The organism is Ruminococcus sp., from assembly GCF_017549005.1.
In the GTDB taxonomy this organism is placed as follows: Bacteria; Bacillota; Clostridia; order Oscillospirales; family Ruminococcaceae; genus Ruminococcus.
Genome location: NZ_JAFYYT010000001.1, coordinates 26,759 through 46,597, shown reverse-complemented (window position 1 = coordinate 46,597; position 19,839 = coordinate 26,759). Strand labels below are relative to the sequence as shown.

The window sequence follows — 19,839 nt, the reverse complement described above, 5'->3', positions numbered from 1 at the left end:
TTTATGAGAACAAACAAACGAATCGTTGCCGCAATGATAGCAGCATTAATGACAGCCTCATCGTCTTCGTTGGTCTTGGCAAACGCAGACAATGCTGACAGCGAGGACGGATACACTGTAACTCTGGACGCTGTTACAGAAGATACGGGCAGCGAATACACTTTTGATGACATGAAGAAAATGTCAGAAGATGAGATATCTGCACTTTTTGCCGCAAAGGGTATGACAGATGAAAAGAAATACTCCGTATGGACTAAAGAAAAGGTTGCAGAGGCTCTTGAAGAATGTTCTATTATGATAGTGCTCAGGCCCGAAGCGACATTTGTGAACTCAGACGGAGAAACTATAGTCAACGAATCCGCCGATATTGAAGAATTGACAAAAGATGACGGCTGTATCACAGAGCAGATATATTACATTGCCAACTCAGTCGGTGTGCCAAACAGCGAAGTATGGCTTTTGGACGGCCACGGCTGGAAGATACGGACAGAAGAAAACGCTGAGGGCGGCAAGATATACAGAAGATATCTGAGCTTCGGTCTGTATCCTGCTAATGCACAAGGTCCTGACAAAAGCAATATGCTCATAGCTGCCGCACTGAACTATGTCCAGCTCAGCCCATGCTATGAGATCATTGAGCTTGAAAGCAAAAATGCAATTATAACAGGAGATGTTCCCGCTGTAGTTAAGGGCGATGCAAACTGCGACGGTGATGTCGATATGGCGGACGCAGTTCTTATAATGCAGGCTCTTGCAAATCCCAATAAGTACGGCTTGGACGGTACAGCAGATAATCATCTGACAAAACAGGGCGAATCAAACGGAGATATGAACGGTGACGGACTCACAGTCGGCGATGCACAGGCCATACAGAAAAAGCTGCTCAACCTGGATCCTGCAACTATCGATATACCGTCTTCAATGAGCACAGTCCGCCTTGATGACAAGGTAAACGTACAGGCATCGGAAGGAAAAACTGTTGATGAAGAATTTGCAGCCGCAGAAATGAATCTCGGTATCGAGCTGCTGAAAAAGAGCTTTGCTCCCGCCAAGGCAGGCGAGGAGAACCTGCTCATCTCACCTATGTCCGTCTCGGCAGCTCTTGCAATGACTGCTAACGGAGCTGACGGCAAAACACGCAGTGAAATGGAGAAGGTGCTCGGAAATGGCCTTACTCTCGGTCAGATAAACGAGTATATGGCTTATTACCTCAGCAAGCTCCCAAATAATGAAAAAGAAAAGGTGTATATCGCCGATTCCATATGGTTCAAGGACAAGCCCTCATTCAAGGTATATGAAGACTTCCTTGAGCAGAACAAGAAATACTACGGTGCAGAGCTGTACAAGGCGCCCTTCGACGATAATACAGTCACAGACATAAATGACTGGGTAAGCAGAAACACCAACGGCATGATACCGTCTATACTCAGAAACGGAGACCTTGAACCCACCGAGGAAAAGGAAATGCTCATGATGCTTCTGAATACTCTCTATTTCGAGGCAGACTGGCAGCAGCCATACACTCATGCAAACAATGATTTTTTTACGGATATCAATGGGGAAAAGCGTACCATAAAGTCTCTTGTCAGCAAGGAGTACGAATACTTCGACCTCGGCGATGCCGATGCTTTCAAGAAGCCTTATGCAGGTGGTAATTACAGCTTTGTGGGAATACTTCCGCGTGATAATGATATAGTTGAATATGTAAATGACCTTGACGCAGAGAAGCTCTTTGATGGGCTGAAGGAATGTGAGGATCCTGAGTCCGTGGACCTTTATACAATGATACCCAAGTTTGAGTATGACTACGAGAAGTCTCTCAACGATATACTCAAAGAAATGGGCATGCCCACAGCCTTTGGCGGAACGGCTGATTTCTCAAAGATAAACGACCTTTCCGTTGACGGTGCTCAGGCATTGTGGATAGACAAAGTGCTCCACAAAACAAAGATAGAGCTGAACGAAAAGGGCACAAAGGCAGCAGCCGTAACATCTGTGGGATTGTATGGCGGCGGAGGTATGCCTGATCTGAAAAAAGAAGTTTTCATTTATCTGAACAGACCATTTGTGTACATGATAGTTGATAAGAACAATGTACCGTTATTCATCGGTGCTGCAACTCAGCTCGGAGAAAAGTGATCTTATTCGGAGAAAAATGGCGAGATGTTCAAAAATCGACAATAATCGGCTTGTATTGTTACAGTAAATGATGTAAAATCATTATAGAAAACTCTATTCTGATATAATCTGTTTTTTTATGGAGGTGTATTATGGCATTGAATTTTTTTAGACGGGCTGCTTCGGCAGTCACAGCTGCTTTATTTCTGACGGCTGCTATACCGACAGTTTCGCTTACGGCTAATGCGAAGCTTTCGGGAATAACAAGTAATGGAAGTACCAATGCAGACAGGACCGTCGGTACCATTGATAAGCTTGGCGCATGTAACTATGCAAAGATAGTTATGGAAGCTCCTGACAGCACACTTGAATTCAAAAATATCACCGAAAATGATCTGCAAACTCAGAAGATCATTAATTACGCAGGAACTGTCGAAGCAGACGGCGAAACATATCTTGTAGCCAGAAAAAAGGGAAGTATAATGTACAATACCACCCTTGCCGAGATAGAGACAGATCATAATGATTACATATTCTATCATGTATGCAGTGAAGAAAGTCTCCCTGCCGAAGGCTTTGCATTTCCGTTTTACGAGCTTATACAGAGCGCAAAGCATTTTGGGCTCGTAACGGGTAAACTGAGCAGCGCAGCTCTTGACGGCAGCAATTATGACTGTAACTGTGAGCTTTCCGCACTGCAAAACAAGGACAAGGAGATCTCATGCAAGGTATACTCCGAGATCTCAAAGCGTTACATGGGTTATATCATTTTGGACGGCTATGATTTTTATTCTCCCGAGTATTATGTAATGCGCGGAAGTGAAATGACCGCCCGTCCGAATGGCTGTTTTACCATAAACGCCAAGGAATACGAATTAATGTATACTGAAAATTGTGTTGACTCGTATGTGGAGAAAAATCTGTCAAGAACTTCCGCCTATGAACTGAATGCCCAAAACAATATCTCCATTGATTATCGGGTCAGCGACAGCCTTGAAGGTAAATACGGTATCGTGTATAAATTCTATTTGCATGATATTGATCCTGACAAGCGCATATCATTCAGTATAGCCGAAAAAGTATCGGGCATGAGTGTGGAAGAGCTTTTCGGGAGCTATGAAAAATCCATGGGCATAGGCAATCAGCTTTCGTTTGTTAATGCTGAGCTTGTAAAGACATATACTGCCAACGGGCATGAATACGACCTCTATAAGGGCTTATACAGGTACAGAGGAGAATTCAGTTCTTACAATGAGGAAAGCTACATTGCAGTCAGAAAGGATACAGGCGATTCTGCATCTTATGGCAGCAGCATTGACGTTTATGCGCATATGAGCAATATAGAGGAGCTCTCCAACGGTACAGAAGTATATTCCGTTGAGCTCTCCTTCCACAACTGCGGTGCAGCGGGTACTTTAGATCTTACACGGAATGATATAAGCTTTGGCAGCAGCAAAGCTCCCGCAGCAAAGACGTCTGATCTGCAAGCCTATGAATATGTTTTCGAGGACGCAAATATACAGAACGTGAGCGTCTCGGAAGAATACTGCTCTGTCACCCTTTCAATGAACAATTCAGATAATAAGGCGTGGGAATGGGGCGGCTTTGGAATGTCCTTCATAGAACTATTCTTCTATCCCAATACCTTGCCCCCTGATACAGACCCCGATGATACCGACTGGCAAACTGAGATCATAGAAAAGAATCGTTCTCTTCTCTCAATGCTGCACGAAGGCTCTAAGGCTACCATAAGTGTACTTTCGTATAGTTACTTTCCTGAATTAGCCGACCGTCAGTATAAGAGCGGCGCAGTATATAATTTCGAGGGCGTGATATCAGTAAAATCTCCCGATATACTTTACTACGGCGATATCAACGATGACGGTGTTGTTGACTCATATGACGCGATCGTCTACAGAAAACAGCTTTCAGGCAATACCACTGAAAAGCTCAGTAAGGATCAGCTGCTCAACGGCGATATCAACTTTAATGGTGTAATAGACGGTGACGACCTGCGGCAGTTGCAGGATTTCCTACTCGGTATACAAAAAGAGTTCAATGTAGTTACCGAGATCGGCAGCATACGTCTTGACGATAAAGTCGATGTCTTAGCCTCCGAGGGAAAAGTTTCTGACGATGATTTCGCATATGCAGAAATGGATCTTGGCGTGAAATTGCTGAAAAACTGTTTTGATCCTACTCAACCGGGAAAAGAGAATTTCCTTATATCACCTATGTCAATATCCACAGCTCTTTCAATGACTGCAAACGGTGCTGACGGCAAGACAAGAGATGAAATGGAAAAGCTTCTCGGAAACGGTCTGACAATAGATCAGATCAACGAGTATATGGCATACTATATGAATGAGCTTCCCGACGAGCAGAATGAAAAGGTCTACCTTGCAAATTCCGTATGGTTCAAAAATACAGAGCAATTCAAGGTAAATGAAAAATTCCTTGAGACAAATAAAAAGTACTACAGTTCGGAGATATACAAGTCTGCTTTCGACGATTCGACCGTCAAGGACGTGAACAGCTGGGTAAATACCAATACAAAGGGCATGATACCTGTTCTCCTGAACAAAGGAGATCTCGACCCCGTAGGCGATATTGAAAAACTTATGCTGCTTATCAATACCCTTTACTTTGAGGCAGACTGGGCAAACAAATATACCAACACCTACAACGGAAAATTTACTGACCTTAAAGGCGTTGAGCATGATGTCACAAAAATGAGAAATACTGAGTATGAGTATTTCGACCTCGGTGATGCCGACGCTTTCAAAAAGCCTTATATAAACGGAAATTACAGCTTCATTGGAATACTTCCACGTGATAAGGATATCATCGGGTATGTAAACGGCCTTGACTCAAAAAAGCTCTTTGACGATCTGAAGGAATGTGAAGATCCCTCAGAATATGATCTCACTGTTATAATGCCAAAATTCGATTACAGCTATGATACATCTCTGAAAGATGTACTCAAACAAATGGGAATGACTACTGCTTTTGATTACCATACAGCTGACTTCACAAAAATTTATGATGCATCTGTTCCATACGCTCCCATTCTTTATATCGGCGATGTGCTGCACAAAACAAAGATAGAAGTAACCGAAAGCGGCACAAAGGCTGCTGCTGTAACTTCCGTAGGAATGGACGGCTGGGGCGGTATGTCACCACAAAAAAAGAAAGAGATCACCATTGATCTGGACAGACCATTTGTATACATGATAGTTGATAAGAATAATATCCCGCTGTTTATAGGTGCTGCTTCCATGATTGAAGAATAAATTTTTCAAACTAAAGGAAAAAACAATGAAAAACCCGGCCTAGCCGGGTTTTTTCAGATTACAAGAAGCAGCTCCCACAATAGAGCTGCTGTTCATATAAGATATTATGTTTCCATGACGATTACTTGGAGTTCCTGTACAAATTGAGCGTGACGATCAGCATTTAAATGTGAATAGATAGAGCGAAACTATATCCTGATGGTTCGTACCGACGCTGGCAGGTTGCTCCTTGGTTTAACAAGGAATCAAATCACCCTGACTCTTGTTGCGCTCTTTCTGTTGCAATCACAGAATTTGACTGTCAAGGATTGGAAATAGATATGCCAATTGTTGGATGGGGCAATGATGCCAGATGGATTAATGATCAGTGGAAGTTCAAAGGCACTGATGACGAAAAAATAACCTACAGAAATAATAGCTATAGGGTATTGCTTACAAGAGGACGAGAGGGCTTTATTGTATATATACCTCAAGGTCGCGATGATATTGCTACTATTTTTGATAGAGTATACGGAAACGAGGAACAGATCGGTGAAGCTATTGAACATTCGGGTATTCCGAGAGATGAGATCTTCCTGTGCAGCAAGGTATGGCATACTGATCTTGGCAGGGATAAAACGCTGAGATCATTTGAAGAATCCTGCCGTAAGCTTAAAACCGATCATCTTGACATGTATCTTATACACTGGCCTAAGAGTGACGGGAATGATGATGAATGGTTTGAAAAAGTCAGCGGCTCATGGGCGGCAATGGAGGAGTTATATGAGCAGGGAAGAGTAAAGGCCATAGGCTTGTCTAATTTCCTTCAGCACCATATAAGACCTCTTTTAGAAGTCGCACGAATCCGTCCTATGGTAGACCAGCTTGAACTCCACGTTGGTTATATGCAGGAATATACGCTTTCTTACCTCAGAAAAGAGGGCATACTTCCACAGGCATGGAGCCCGCTTGGCAGAGCAAAACTTATAAATGACGGTACAGTATCAAATATAGCCGCAAAATACGGCTGCACAAATGCTGCATTATTGCTCAGATATCTTAATCAGCGAGGTATTCCTGTTATCCCGAAAGCTTCATTAAAGGAAAGAATGAAGGAAAATCTTGATATATTTGGTTTCAGGATTGCTGAAGACGATATGTCCTACCTTTCAAGTCTCCCTGAGAGAGGATGGTCGGGAGAGCATCCTGATGAAGTATAGATGATACATGGATAATTATTATTTCCGCCCTTATGGGCGGAAATCACTTTACATTCAGGCGTTTCTCAGTATTGATGATATTTATGCTGAAATGTGTTCAGCGAAATTATAAGGAGGAAGATTCAATGAAAGTACTTATAATCAACGGAAGCCCGAGAACTGATGGCAACACATCTGTCGCAGTGAACGAGCTGGTCAGAACATTTGAGGCGGAGGGCATTGAGACAGAGGTCTGTCAGATAGGCAACAAGAATATCCGCGGATGTATTGCCTGCGGAAAATGCTCTGAGCTCGGACGTTGTGTATTCAATGATGCAGTAAATGAGATTGCTTCTACAGGCTTTTTGTTTCCGCTGTGGACATCAGCTATTATCTGCTGCCAATTTTGAGGTAGAGATTTAGGTGGACGTCCAAAGCGGACATTTTTCTTCTTTGCAGCTGCAATGCCTTCACGTTGACGAGCGCGTATCTTATTACGCTCATTCTCGGCTATTGCTCCAAGTACCTCTATGAGTATAGCATTGATCATTTCCAGCACCCATGCCTGCTCCGGCGGAAAGTCAGTGAGCGTTGTAGGGATATCCAGTATCTTTACACGGATTCCCATACCCTTGAACTCTTCTAATTCTCGCTTTATATCAGCTTTGTTACGACTGAGCCTGTCCAGTTCCTTGATAACAATGGTATCGCCTTTACGGAGTATCTGACGTTTTAGATACTGGTAGCCCTCACGTTCGGTATCCTTACCAGAAGCCTTGTCGATGATAATGTTTTGCTTAGGTACGCCAAACATGGTGAGAGCTTCAATCTGTCTGTCTTCATTCTGATCCCGGGTAGATACTCGGGCGTATCTATAGATTCTGTTGTCCATATTACCTCCAATTTGTCCAAAAATGTGGGTGTTACTTTGTGGACGTCCATAAAGTCCAAATGGGACTTTTATGTACACTTTTTTGGTCAATTTCTAGGTGTCCAATAAAGTAAACTATTTTGGACTTAAAAAGCTCCGCAGTAACTCTCATAAACATCTTCACCGCACATATACTTTACATCCCTGAGTGCTTCTCGGAGCAGAATATGATCTGCGAGCATATCTTCAATCTCATCACAGGTATAACCATACTCCAGCAAAAGCTCCACATCTGCACTGTCCACACCATAGCAGCCACAGTATGCCAGCAATATTTCTTCATGCATATTATAATAAGAAGAGAGGTCATCATCATACCAGCTCATGTACTTGGAGCGATATATCTTAGGTTCATACCGTGAGCGATTAATTATGCCGTTTTTGTCAATGCGGAGTATTTCTCCTTCTTCTGTATCAATACGCTTTGACTCGAACTTATGAAGTCCCAACTGCTTCAGAGCCTTCTTCATAATGCTTTCAGTGCTTGCGTATACATACAGACCTATTGTCTCGAAATGGAGCAGGTACATCGGGTTGCTTCCTTTTATAATGTATAGGCTATTGTACTGGTCAAGTACGGTAAAGGTGAAGTTACCTTCAACTGTCTCAGCCATATACTGAAGGCAGTCAAAGTCGAGCTTTCCCTGTTTCTCTATGAGCTGAACACCGATGTAGCTATCTGTATCTATGTATGTATTGGGAATTACTCCGTCCTTGCGTAAATCTCTATCGTTCCAGAGTACGCCATTATGTGCAAAGGCAAACTCCTTATCAGCATGACCTGCGAAGGGATGGTTATTGTAATTCTGCTTCTTATCGCCCTGGGTAGCTAACCGCGTATGTCCCATAATTGCCTTTGTTTCTGCTGGAGCGTTGAAGTGCAGCTTATGAGCTGGCTTAGGTCTTTTGAATATAGTGACCTTACCGTCGTGAATATAACTTATACCTGCTGCATCCGTGCCTCTCTCTTCCGCAGCATTTGCCAGAGCCTGGGTAAGCTTCTTGAGTACCCTATACGGAACAATTCCTTTATAATCGAGCCATCCAAATAATGCGCACATATCAATTATCCTCCTTATTATCATCGCAACCGATACCGTCAATAGCACCGCCTGCAAAAAGTATTGTAGCGATAACACCGACCGTCTTTAGCACGTCCTTTATATCTTTCTCGGTATCTTCGTCCATACCGAATAAATCTGATAATAAGCCCATTTTACATATCCTCCTGTGTTTCGATTTCTTCATTGATATAGAGCCTGCGTTCTTTCAGATACTGTATCAGCTCAGGTTCTTTCACTGTATCAACGAACTCTGACCATGACATTTGTGCTATACCTTCATCAGTTAAGCTGATAGCGAGATCGCAGATAGCGTTTACAAGTTCAAGCGCTGCAATAAGAGTGTTATACTTGAGCGTGCCTCTGAAAAGTCTGAACTCGATTGTGGTGTAGTTCATTAAGTTCACAGCTGCATACCTGCCGTTGTTTCCTTTCTTTGCCTTATCCAGTATCTCACGTCCCGTCTTTTCAAAGCCATATCGCGCAGCCCACCGATTCATACTGTACTCAGACCGGCGACTGAACTTAAGCATCTCATTCCAATGATGTTCGATGAAGTATAAGATACGTGCTATAACCTCATCCTGCTCTTCACGACTATCGCCTAGACAGGAACGATTAACATGAACGTGGAGTCCACAGGTGCTTGTCTGATGTGAGCGATATCCAAGGTATATAGCCTTTTTCATAATATCTTCCCACTGAAACTGCTTATGAAAATCCAGGCTCATTGGGTGGGTTACAAGCTCCATACCATCATCGAGACTGCCATCACCTTTGATGTATATGTGTTCGTCGTCTTTATTGGCAATAACAAGTAATTCATCGGCGTTATCCGAGTCTTTACCCGCTCCGTCAATCTCCAGTTCAACACCGAAATACCGCTTGGAATCACCGTAAAAGATAGGCTCAGGCTTGTAACCGTAATCATGGATAGAGCGGTTCTTATCGACTTCATCGTGATAGCATTCCGAGCAATAATCGTAACCGTCAAGATGATAAGCATCATCTTCGTGTAATAGCGCATCACAGCAGCTGCATCGGGTGTAGTGATTGTGATAGCAGTGACTACAAAGCGTGGTGTAATCATCGCCGTAGCTTTCACTGGTCCAGATTATAGCTCCGCATCTGTCACATGTAGTAGTATGCTGCTCTATGCAGTCTGTACAGACGATTTCCCCGTCAATAGTCTCGTAATCTTCGTCATCGCCTATGACTGCTCCGCAGTGAGAGCAATACAAGACATTTTCGTTCTTTTCATCCATTGTAAAAACCTCCGTAAACAAAATGAACCAGCCCCCGAAGGGGCTGGCTTTACATTCAATATTCTTCTGCTAAAAGCATTGTGCTGTGATCGCCGTCATCTATGATATACAGCTTTTCTGTAATAGGCGTATCTGACGGTATAAGATACGTCATACGGTATTCTGGCTCTTCTGAGCTATGGATTACAGCCTGCATAGGACCTTCCGCACTCAGTTCAAAGACCTGCAAATAGTCTTTTGGAGCAGGCATACGCTCTACACACTCCCAAAGAAACAGCTGTAACTCCAACGGAATCGCACTATCAACGCCACAGGTCAGGTATCGGTTGTTATCAAACACAGGATCAGTTCCTCCTTTCGCATTTTTGCTGGTGACAAAAGCTTATGTCACATTAACAATATACATACGAAAAAAAGAAATAATAGGAATATGCCTGTAAGCGGCCAAAAATGTAACAACAATTATTATTACATAATAATGATATATCTATCAAAAATCAAAATAATCGGAATTTTCTCTTGACTTTGCTTTCTGTTTCTCATTATAATATAATAAAGACTGAAAAGAATACATCTGATCTGCCTATACCGCCCATTACGGGCGGCTCAGCAGCATATATACATAGCAGCAGTGATGTTTGAATATCACTGTTGTGAGGGAAAAGGAAGAAAAATGATAATAAACACAGGTATGCGGACAGATATCCCCGCATTTTACTCAGAATGGTTCATGAACAGGATACGCGAAGGCTACGTTCTTGTGCGGAATCCATATCGTCAGGACTGGATAACACGATATGAGCTCGATCCTGAAGTAGTGGACTGTATAGCCTTCTGTACCAAGAATCCTGCTCCGATGCTTAAACACATCGACGAGCTCAAACGCTTCCATCAGTACTGGTTCGTGACGATAACTCCATACGAAAATGACGTTGAACCGAATGTTCCGTCTAAGGAGAAGGTAATTCAGGACTTTATAACACTCTCAAAAGCTGTCGGCGTCAACTGTATTGGCTGGAGGTATGATCCTATATTCGTTGACAGTACCTACACTTTAGAACGCCATACATCAGACTTCAAGAAAATGTGTAATACGCTTTCAGGATATACACAAGTTTGTGTTATTAGCTTTATTGACCTGTATGAAAAGGTCAAGCGGAATTTTCCGCAGGCAAGAACAGTAACTCCACAGGAGCGTATCGCTATTGGTAAGGCTTTCGCAGAGATTGGACAGTGTTACGGAATAACGATAAAAGCCTGCGCTGAGGGAAATGACCTTGAGCAGTATGGTGTAGACTGTAACGGCTGCATGACCAAAGAAACATTTGAGGCAGCTATCGGAAGTTACCTTGATATTCCAAAAAAGAAGTCGCAGCGTGCGGAGTGCAGCTGCGTTCTTGGTACAGATATTGGAGCTTATGATACCTGCGGTCATCTGTGTAAGTACTGTTATGCCAACTATAACAGAGAAAATGTAAGACTTAATATCCGACAACATGATCCGAAGTCACCGTTCCTTGTCGGAACTCTCCATGACGATGAAGTAATCCATAAGGCGGAGCAGATCAGCTGGATAAACGGACAGTTGTCATTGTTCTGAATATGATTCTATCCTCCCGAACAATCGAGAGGATATTTTTTGTCTGAATTTGTACTATGTAGTAAGAATGTATGACAAATGTACTTTATACCTGTATTAGTATTATACTAGTATTATCTAGTATATTATTATCTAGTAATATACAAGTATTACTTGAAAGACACACGCGCGTATATAGATCAAATATCATGACAGATACAACATCATTCCAATAATCATATTCATGATACAGGTGATAGTGTGAATGTTCTGTTGAGTTGTTTGATTCGAATAATCCGGAACATACGATACAGGTGTCAACATTCTGAATTCAAATTAACTGGAGGTTATAACTCATGGAAACAGGTACAAGCCCAAAGACTCTGAGAATTCCGAATGATACGATCTCGGATATCGAGAAAGTTGCTAAGGAGAAGAATACTACATTTTCCAAAGAAGCAATTCGCAGATTAAAGAACAAAGGTAGTGTTGACACAAATTATCCGTTATTTCTCGCAAAGACACAAACTATCATCAACTTATGCTACGAAGGTGCAAGCACAGGAAACGTAGAAAAGGTTAAGAAAGCTCAGGAGGAGGAAAGAAAGTTATGGACAAAGATTTTGACATCCTCAAAGTAATCTGGCACGCAGATGGAGGAGAAGAGTATTCTAAGAATGCAACAAAATACCCATCAAACGAAGACTGTGTAGGTTTGATAGGATACGGCGTTGATGCTACAGATCCCGCAACAGCAAAGACGCAGTTTGATGATTTAGCGAAATATCACGGAAATGAAGGAAAGAACGAATTTATCCATCTCATGATGTCGCTTTTGAAAGAAACAGCACCTGATGCTGAAACGGCTATGGAAATAGCTGATCAGGTAATAGATCCTCTCAAAGACGAATACGTGATGCTTATGGGAGTTCACAAAAAGGAACATGTGAAGTCAGATTATCACGTACACGACTTTGTGGGTACAACAAACCTGGAAACAGGAAAGATGCTTCATCCAACAAACAAAGTCACTTACCCTTTAGCTCAGAGAATGGCTGATGTAATTCAGAAGCCGGTTGAGCTTGTCATCGAAAGGAAGAATAAATCTCCCGAACCGAACACTATTCAGGGTGGTGCCAGCAATACTGAGGAAAAGAAAGATTTTACAAGAATCTTCTATCCGCGTAAGAACAAGAATGATTGAGCCTAACGCTGCATAAACAAAACATTTCCCAATCGTAATAATACCGAGAACAGCTTTCAAGATCATATATCTTCCCGGCCTCTGTGCCGGGAGAGCTGTTCTGTATCATTTGGCTTATATCAGGCAATAACATACTCGTAAGTTACTAACTCATGATTCACTAAGCAACAGGTGATATCACTTCCTACTCATGTATAATCCATTCCCAGTTGACATTTGCGCTTAAGTGTGATATAATCGTTTTAAGAAACGCAAAATCAGCGGTATTTGCGTTTTGTTTCAAAATGATATCACGTATTGACTCAATGCATATTTGATTTTGAGTTTCAGATAATAACAACGGCAACTGTCAGGAGGAGATGAGATATATGTCAAGGAAAACACTTAAAGCTCTATTCCATATGGGAGCAAAAGAATACAAGGAAGAGTACAACAGCAGATATAACGCTGATACGACAATACACCTGAATGTAAATATCGGGAATGATTCTGCGTTTATCTGTCAGACTCCTGAGATATACAAACAGATAATATCAATTGAACGTATGGACAAGGCTGTTGATGCTGTAGCTAATACACTCCCTCAGCTTGCAATATCTCAGTTCACTTCCAAATGTCTGATAGATGAGATCTTACTTACTAATAACATCGAAGGTGTGCACAGTACCAGAAAAGAAATAGGCGAGATTTTACAGGATCTGTCAACGCGGGATAAACGCAATAGATTCGTTGGACTGGTTGCTAAGTATGCTGCACTGGAAGATAATCAGACTATGACCTTTAAGACTTGTCAGGATATACGCAAGGTTTATGATGATATCTTCTATGAAGAAATAAAAGCAACTGATCCTGAGAATTTGCCTGATGGTAAAATGTTCCGTAAATCAGGCGTTGAAGTACAGTCTGCAACTCAGAAGGTTATCCACAAAGGATTATCACCAGAGAGTAAGATAATCGATACTATGAACCAGAGTCTTGCTGTATTGAACGATGATGATATCGATATCTTCATCAGGATAGCTGTATTCCACTATCTGTTCGGATATATTCATCCATTCTACGACGGTAACGGCAGAACGAGCCGATTCATCAGCAGCTATCTGTTATCACGTCAGCTCAATCCCTTGATAGGATACCGACTTTCTTATACAGTAAAAGAAAACATCTCCAAATACTATAAGGCTTTTGACGTGTGCAATGATGCTCACAACAAAGCCGAACTTACGCCGTTTGTGGAAATGTTTCTGAATATATTGGAGATATCACTGCAACAGCTGCTGGAAACTTTGGAAGAGAAGAAGTATAAATGGGATTACTACTGTAAGCGTATCGGCAGCTTGCCAAATGCTGAAAAGACCGATATTGCTCATTTGTACGAACTCCTGATACAAGCTGCATTATTCTCCAATATTGGTATCTCCCGTGAAGAACTCCTCTCTCAGCTACAACTGTCGGAGAATACCTTACGGAGCAGGTTAAGGATGATACCTGATACACTGCTCATTGAAAATCGTCAGAAAGGCAGGAAGTATTATCTTCTTGACCTTAATGAAGCAGATAAACTTTTTGATGTATAATAATAAATTTGCCGCCTTTAAAGGCGGCAATTCGTTTATACAGTTATTGCCTTAGACCAAATTACACACAAACGGTTCAATGTGTTTTCTTATGAAATCGACTCTGTCCATTACAGTAGGTTTGAAATAGGACGCTATGAAATAGAATAATGTTCTTTTTTGCTTATATATTGACATTGAATTATAAATGTGATATACTTAAATTAAATATTTCTACAAAAGAGGTGCTTATTGTGGGGGACTTAAGTAATTTAAAATATCTAAAAGATGATATGGCTAAAAATGGATGGACTATATGTTGTTTCCTATTTACATATAAAGAGATAGAGTACATTGTCCTAGTTAAACGTTTCGTTGCAAGCGAACGAAGAGTCAGTGAATATGCATTAGTAAAACTACATTTTATGAATAAAAATGATTTAAGAGATGATTATATTGTTGAAGCAAACAGCTATCGTTTAATTATAGACAACCCTCAGGAATTTAGAAACTATTTTGGAATTGAATCAACTCATAATTCAGGAGATATTATAAAACAATTCACTGAACGACTTGGTCGTTCGATTCCTATTTCAATGCCAAACATGAATTCTATTGATGACATTGAAAAAAAGGCGATTGTTTCTTCATTGAGCAAAAGTGATTCAGAAGATCCAAGAAAAATATATTGTATTGGTGTTCGAAGGAATCCACAAGGAAGCACAAGAACAGAATTCAACTCAGATAAGACTAAAATACTGAGGCAAAACTTATTTGATTTATTTGCTAATGACACAAGTATTAGCTTCTGTTATTCAATAGATATAAGCCAAGAAAAAGATGATGCAACAATCTTTTCTAATTTCGCAAACAGATAAACATGTTTAATAGATACTCCATGTCAAAAATGTAATCCTTAAAATAATCAATAAGATAGCTATGAGTACCGCCCGGTGTGATGTGGGCGGTATCTTTTTATCCTTTTGAATAATATAAGCAATAGTCCAAGTTTGCTTATTCTGCCGAAAATATGTTCGATTTCATTGGCGGCTATGATGAAATTTCGAGAAATTCAAATTAAGTCATTGACAGAACATCTGTTCTGTGATAGAATTGTTTTACATTCAGAGGGGCAAAATGACAAGTGTGAGGAGGCGGAGATATGGGAAGAGTGTATTTGTGTATAGACCTTAAGTCATTCTATGCTTCCGTTGAATGCGTCGCCAGAGGCTATGATCCATTCAAGGTTCCGCTTGTTGTTGCTGATCCAACCAGGGGCGATGGTGCTATAACTTTGGCTATTTCTCCTGCGTTAAAGGAGCTGGGTGTTAAGAACAGATGCCGTATTTTTGAGATTCCCAAGCACATTCAGTATGAGATCGCAATGCCCCGGATGCGTAAGTACATTGAGGTATCTGCTCAAATATACGGTATCTACCTTCAATACATATCTCCTGAGGATATCCACGTTTACTCCATCGATGAGGTATTCATCGACGCTACGCCTTATTTGTCAACGTATAACTGCAAGGCTAAGGACTTTGCAAAGATGCTGATGAATGCAGTTATGGACAAGACGGGAATTTGCGCTACCGCTGGTATCGGTACGAATCTGTATCTTGCCAAGATAGCTATGGATATTGTAGCTAAGCATGTGCCTGAACACATAGGTATTCTTACTGAAGAACTGTATCAGAAGTTTTTATGGAAGCATCAGCCTTTAACTGATTTCTGGAACGTAGGGCGTGGAATAGCTGCAAGGCTGGCAAAATATGGTGTATTTGATATGAAAGGTATTACTGAACTTCCTGAGACATTGTTGTATAAGGAATTTGGAGTAAATGCGGAGTTCCTTATTGACCATGCATGGGGACGTGAGCCGTGTACAATGGAACAAATTCACAACTACAGAGGTAAAAGCCGCTCCCTATCCAACAGCCAGATACTATTCGAGGATTATGATGTGGACGGTGCTCGTATAGTTATGAAGGAAATGGTTGAGAATCTTGTGCTTGAGCTGGTGGAGAACAATCTCTACGCCAAGGGAATCTCGCTGTTTATTCGATATTCCAAGGATTGTACGCCTTCATCAGGCGGATCTATGAAGCTTATACAGGCAACCTGCTCCATCAAAAAGATACAGGCAGCATTCGGTAAGCTCTATATTGATAAGGTAAAGATAGGGTACGGTATACGACAGATAGGAATTGCGCTAACAAATCTTACATATGAGCCTGATTTGCAGCTCAGCTTCTTCGAGGATCCTGATGACGAAGAAAACGAGAAACAGCTTGAGGTAGCTATGGTCGGAATCCGCAACAGATATGGCAAGAACGCTCTTCTCAAAGGCTTCAATCTCTTTGATAAAGCTACAGGTATGAAACGAAATACTATGGTAGGTGGTCATAATGGATAAGATGAATATGCAGCGGCACGCAGACAGAGCTGTTCAGTTCGCACCGTTTGCAGCTCTCAAAGGCTACTACGAATGCGTAAAGCTTCAGGAACGTATAACTGAACCTCGGAAGGAGCTTAGTGAAGACGAAGCCGAGGAATTGTCCAATACTCTGAATAAGCTTCGTGTAGGTATAACCGTCAAGATACGATATTACGACATTGACGCTTATACAAACATTGAGGGAGTAGTAACCGAAATCAATCTCCCTTACCGCAGGCTTAAGGTCATAAAGACTACTATCCCTTTCGATGACATCTACACCATTGAGATGCTCGGTAAAGACGTATGCTTTTAGAGTATCACCATTTTCCTCCTGAAAACAATCACAACATAGAAGAAATGCTCAGCCGCCCCCCTTGGTGGGGCGGTTACACATGACTTAAAGAACTACAAAAAATGAAGTAATAATCACCAAACGTGAAAGGAGAATTAACATGGGACTTTATGAAGGAATAAAAGACGCAATCGGAATAGCACAAAAAGCTGATAACGTCGAGCTTTACAAACAACTCATTGATTTAAGTTCACAGGCCTTGGATATGCAGACTGAAATAGCAAAACTACGCGAAGAGAATTCAGAACTACAAAAATCCAAAGAAACGGAGCAAAGGTTTGTTAGGCATGAACAGCCGTATTTAACACTTGAAGGTGATAATCCAAAGGTTTGTTATTGCGCTGTATGTTGGGGAAAAGACGAGAAAATGATTCAAATGGACAGAATCAACTGGGATAAAGGTCAAATAAAGCTATATTGTAGTGTTTGTAAGAACCATTGCATCGAAAAACTATAAACGATAAAGAGGATTATTAACAGAATACTGAAATATCGGGGATTCAGCCCCGATTTACTTTTATTTATCCTTTATTTTTTTATATTATGTGAGAATTTATTTGTTAGATAATTTGTATCTTGACCTTTTCAGAAATGAGTGGTTGCACTTTTTTACTATAACCTCAATGGAATTATTTAAATGCAGATTCTCATTTACCATTTTTTGCTGTTTTGAAAAGCGGTTTATATTTATTTACCGCTGATTGAAAGATTTACTATATAAACATAAAACATATAATAGCAATATTTGAGTAGTTTTCTGTTTTACAGTATGTTATATTTAAAATGTTCATAAACGAGCAGCAACTGATAAGGAATAGTATATGTTTTTTATGAAAAGAAGCTCTTCGTATAGAACAAAAAATATATTTACAGGAGTGGAAAAAATGAAAAAAAGAATTGTAAAAATCGCAGCTTCAGCTATGTCAGTTTGCACGATCGCAGCAGCAATGCCGAATGCAATTGTTGCACAGGCAGCAGGTTATTTCAGGCCGGAAAATAGTATGAAGTATCAGGAGTTAGTTGACCACGAAAGAAACATCTGCATAGTAAGCGACGGAGTTAACCAAGTATATGACGGTGCAGGCAGTGGAGATTATCGTCCACCGTCAAATCTGGATCCGTTGAAAAGAAATCAAGTTAAAGATGCTTCAACATGGAATACAAAAGTTAAGATCATGAACAACGTAGAGAAAGTTTATGACTTTTTCGAAAGACGCGGTCATACAGATTTTGATTTCAGCAAAAGCGGAAATCCAATGTTTTATGTATTTGAGTATGACCAGCCTGGATATGCAAGCTCAAACAACTTTGTAAAAGGCAGAGGTCTTGGTTCTTTTATTAGTATGAACTGGATCGGTCTTGGTAAAGGAAATGACGATACATACAGCATGGGTTTTGACAGAGGCGTAATCGGTCATGAATTTACGCATTTTATTCTTACACAAAAACTTGGATGGATACCTAAATCAGGGAAAACAGAGACAGAAGCTCTTATGGAAGCTTACTGTGATATCCTTGGTGAACTCTGTGAAGATAATCCGGACTGGATGGTTGCAGGAGATATTTTTAAAGATAACAGTGAAAGCAATATGATTTACTCACTCAGAAATATGAGGAATCCTAAGGAAAATAAAAATAAGCTTTATGATTGCGCATTTGTTAACTTCTATGATGATTACTATGATTATATGTGCGATATTGATATGCTTAAAGAAAACAATCCATATCAGAAGTATATGAACGCTTGTTATCTTGGCACTACAGTTATTGACCGTGCAGCATCTCTGATGTATGACAGAGGCATTCCTAAGGAAGAATTGGCTGATATATGGTATAATTCTATGCAGTATTATACAGGTGATGTAGAAAATGCAACATTCCATGACTGCCGTAATGCTGTTGTAGAAGCTGCTACAAGATATTACGGAAGCTCAAATAATAAGATGATTTCAATAATTGAGCAGGCATTTGATGAAGTTAATGTTACTCATCGAACAAGACTTTCACAGGCATCAGCAGAAGATTCTAAAAGTATGTCTTACTATTTTTTAAGAGCTGAACGATCTAAGTTCCCTGAAGGAGAATACTGGAATACAGGAGATCCAAATACAACAAGCACACAAAAAATATATTATGATAAATCAACATCTCTTCCTATGGGGCCAACTGCTTTTTCTGATTTTTCTGATTCAAATTGGGAGAATGAAGAACCGTATTATCAGTGTGCAGGTTTTGCTAAGAAGATTCAGGAAGATTATTATGGAACAAATACATTTGTTCAGAGTGCAGATCTTTCATATACTCCTCAGCCCGGTGATCATCTCCGTCTTAATATTAATTATAAGGGTAGGGAATGGTCACATAGTGTATTTGTTTATGGAGTAATCGGTAATACAATCTATTATGCAGATTGCAATTCTGACGGCTATAATGTTATCCACTGGGATAACAAGATGACATTTGATGCTTCTTCAGGCAGATTTTATTTAGAAAATGATACTTCTATTTACACGTTCGCATGGGTTGAAAGGCCTCTTAAGCTTGGAGATGTTAATGCAGACGGTGTAATCGATAAAAATGACTTGGATGCAATGAATAATATTATTAATGGAAATGCTGAAATAGAAAATCACGATGTACGTATGCGTCAGTATGCAGCTGACATCAATGGTGACTACAAGGTTGACAACGCAGACAGAAAGCTGCTCGAAGATCTTTACTATAACAGGAACGGCGCAAGATCAGCATATGGTTATGTTATTTATTAATCATATTCTAAAGAATAAAAATGCTCTTGATGTGATTTAAAAATGAAAAAACAAGGTATGCCTTAGATTGGTATACCTTGTTTTTACATAATGT

General features: G+C 40.6%; 17 protein-coding genes and 1 pseudogene. 13 read left to right on the top strand and 5 right to left on the bottom strand.

What is annotated here, in order from left to right; genetic code table 11:
* The first annotated feature begins 3 nt into the window (after positions 1-3).
* From IKW96_RS00240 to IKW96_RS00225, 4 genes and pseudogenes are all read left to right on the top strand, one after another.
* Positions 4-2,139 (top strand): serpin family protein, encoded by a 2,136-nt coding sequence (locus tag IKW96_RS00240; RefSeq protein ID WP_294752527.1) that lies wholly within the window; start codon positions 4-6, stop codon positions 2,137-2,139.
* 131 nt (positions 2,140-2,270) lie between these two features.
* Positions 2,271-5,411, top strand: a complete 3,141-nt coding sequence (locus IKW96_RS00235; protein WP_296568798.1) for a serpin family protein — start codon at positions 2,271-2,273, stop codon at positions 5,409-5,411.
* A gap of 173 nt (positions 5,412-5,584) precedes the next feature.
* On the top strand, positions 5,585-6,610 hold the full coding sequence (locus IKW96_RS00230; protein ID WP_296569075.1) for an aldo/keto reductase: 1,026 nt from the start codon (positions 5,585-5,587) through the stop codon (positions 6,608-6,610).
* Positions 6,611-6,735: 125 nt separating this feature from the next.
* Positions 6,736-6,942: pseudogene (locus IKW96_RS00225) on the top strand (flavodoxin family protein); the annotation flags it as partial.
* On the opposite strand, the gene IKW96_RS00220 reads toward IKW96_RS00225, so the two are convergent.
* The 5 genes from IKW96_RS00220 to IKW96_RS00200 form a co-directional block, all read right to left on the bottom strand.
* Positions 6,846-7,481, bottom strand: coding sequence for a recombinase family protein (locus tag IKW96_RS00220; protein WP_296568795.1), 636 nt, complete (start codon positions 7,479-7,481; stop codon positions 6,846-6,848). The pseudogene IKW96_RS00225 and the gene IKW96_RS00220 overlap by 97 nt on opposite strands.
* 125 nt (positions 7,482-7,606) lie before the next feature.
* The gene (locus tag IKW96_RS00215; protein ID WP_296568789.1) at positions 7,607-8,581 is read right to left on the bottom strand and encodes a class II glutamine amidotransferase; all 975 of its coding nucleotides are present in this window, start codon (positions 8,579-8,581) and stop codon (positions 7,607-7,609) included.
* 1 nt (position 8,582) lies between these two features.
* Entirely contained in the window at positions 8,583-8,735 is a 153-nt protein-coding gene (locus tag IKW96_RS00210) for a hypothetical protein (protein WP_296568785.1), read from the bottom strand.
* A gap of 1 nt (position 8,736) precedes the next feature.
* The gene (locus IKW96_RS00205) at positions 8,737-9,846 is read right to left on the bottom strand and encodes an amidoligase family protein (protein ID WP_296568782.1); all 1,110 of its coding nucleotides are present in this window, start codon (positions 9,844-9,846) and stop codon (positions 8,737-8,739) included.
* A gap of 55 nt (positions 9,847-9,901) precedes the next feature.
* Entirely contained in the window at positions 9,902-10,186 is a 285-nt protein-coding gene (locus IKW96_RS00200) for a DUF960 domain-containing protein (protein WP_296568778.1), read from the bottom strand.
* 333 nt (positions 10,187-10,519) lie between these two features.
* Between IKW96_RS00200 and IKW96_RS00195 the strand changes: the two genes are divergently transcribed.
* From IKW96_RS00195 to IKW96_RS00155, 9 genes are all read left to right on the top strand, one after another.
* Positions 10,520-11,446 carry a DUF1848 domain-containing protein gene (locus tag IKW96_RS00195; protein WP_296568774.1) on the top strand — a complete coding sequence of 309 codons (927 nt, stop codon included), beginning with the start codon at positions 10,520-10,522 and terminating at the stop codon, positions 11,444-11,446.
* Positions 11,447-11,781: 335 nt separating this feature from the next.
* A complete protein-coding gene (locus IKW96_RS00190; RefSeq protein ID WP_296568770.1) occupies positions 11,782-12,066 on the top strand; it encodes a hypothetical protein in 285 nt (94 codons plus the stop codon).
* Positions 12,036-12,629 carry a relaxase/mobilization nuclease domain-containing protein gene (locus IKW96_RS00185; RefSeq protein ID WP_296568766.1) on the top strand — a complete coding sequence of 198 codons (594 nt, stop codon included), beginning with the start codon at positions 12,036-12,038 and terminating at the stop codon, positions 12,627-12,629. Before IKW96_RS00190 ends, IKW96_RS00185 begins: the two co-directional genes overlap by 31 nt.
* Before the next feature lie 368 nt (positions 12,630-12,997).
* Entirely contained in the window at positions 12,998-14,206 is a 1,209-nt protein-coding gene (locus tag IKW96_RS00180) for a Fic family protein (protein WP_296568762.1), read from the top strand.
* A 233-nt stretch (positions 14,207-14,439) separates the two neighbouring features.
* The gene (locus tag IKW96_RS00175) at positions 14,440-15,063 is read left to right on the top strand and encodes a DUF6037 family protein (RefSeq protein WP_296568758.1); all 624 of its coding nucleotides are present in this window, start codon (positions 14,440-14,442) and stop codon (positions 15,061-15,063) included.
* A gap of 284 nt (positions 15,064-15,347) precedes the next feature.
* A complete protein-coding gene (locus tag IKW96_RS00170) occupies positions 15,348-16,601 on the top strand; it encodes a DNA repair protein (RefSeq protein WP_296568754.1) in 1,254 nt (417 codons plus the stop codon).
* Entirely contained in the window at positions 16,594-16,938 is a 345-nt protein-coding gene (locus IKW96_RS00165; protein ID WP_296568750.1) for a YolD-like family protein, read from the top strand. Before IKW96_RS00170 ends, IKW96_RS00165 begins: the two co-directional genes overlap by 8 nt.
* 139 nt (positions 16,939-17,077) lie before the next feature.
* Positions 17,078-17,434: a hypothetical protein gene (locus IKW96_RS00160; protein WP_296568748.1), complete on the top strand. Its 357-nt coding sequence runs from the start codon at positions 17,078-17,080 to the stop codon at positions 17,432-17,434.
* Between the two features lie 427 nt (positions 17,435-17,861).
* A complete protein-coding gene (locus tag IKW96_RS00155; RefSeq protein WP_296568746.1) occupies positions 17,862-19,745 on the top strand; it encodes a M4 family metallopeptidase in 1,884 nt (627 codons plus the stop codon).
* Positions 19,746-19,839 lie beyond the last annotated feature (94 nt).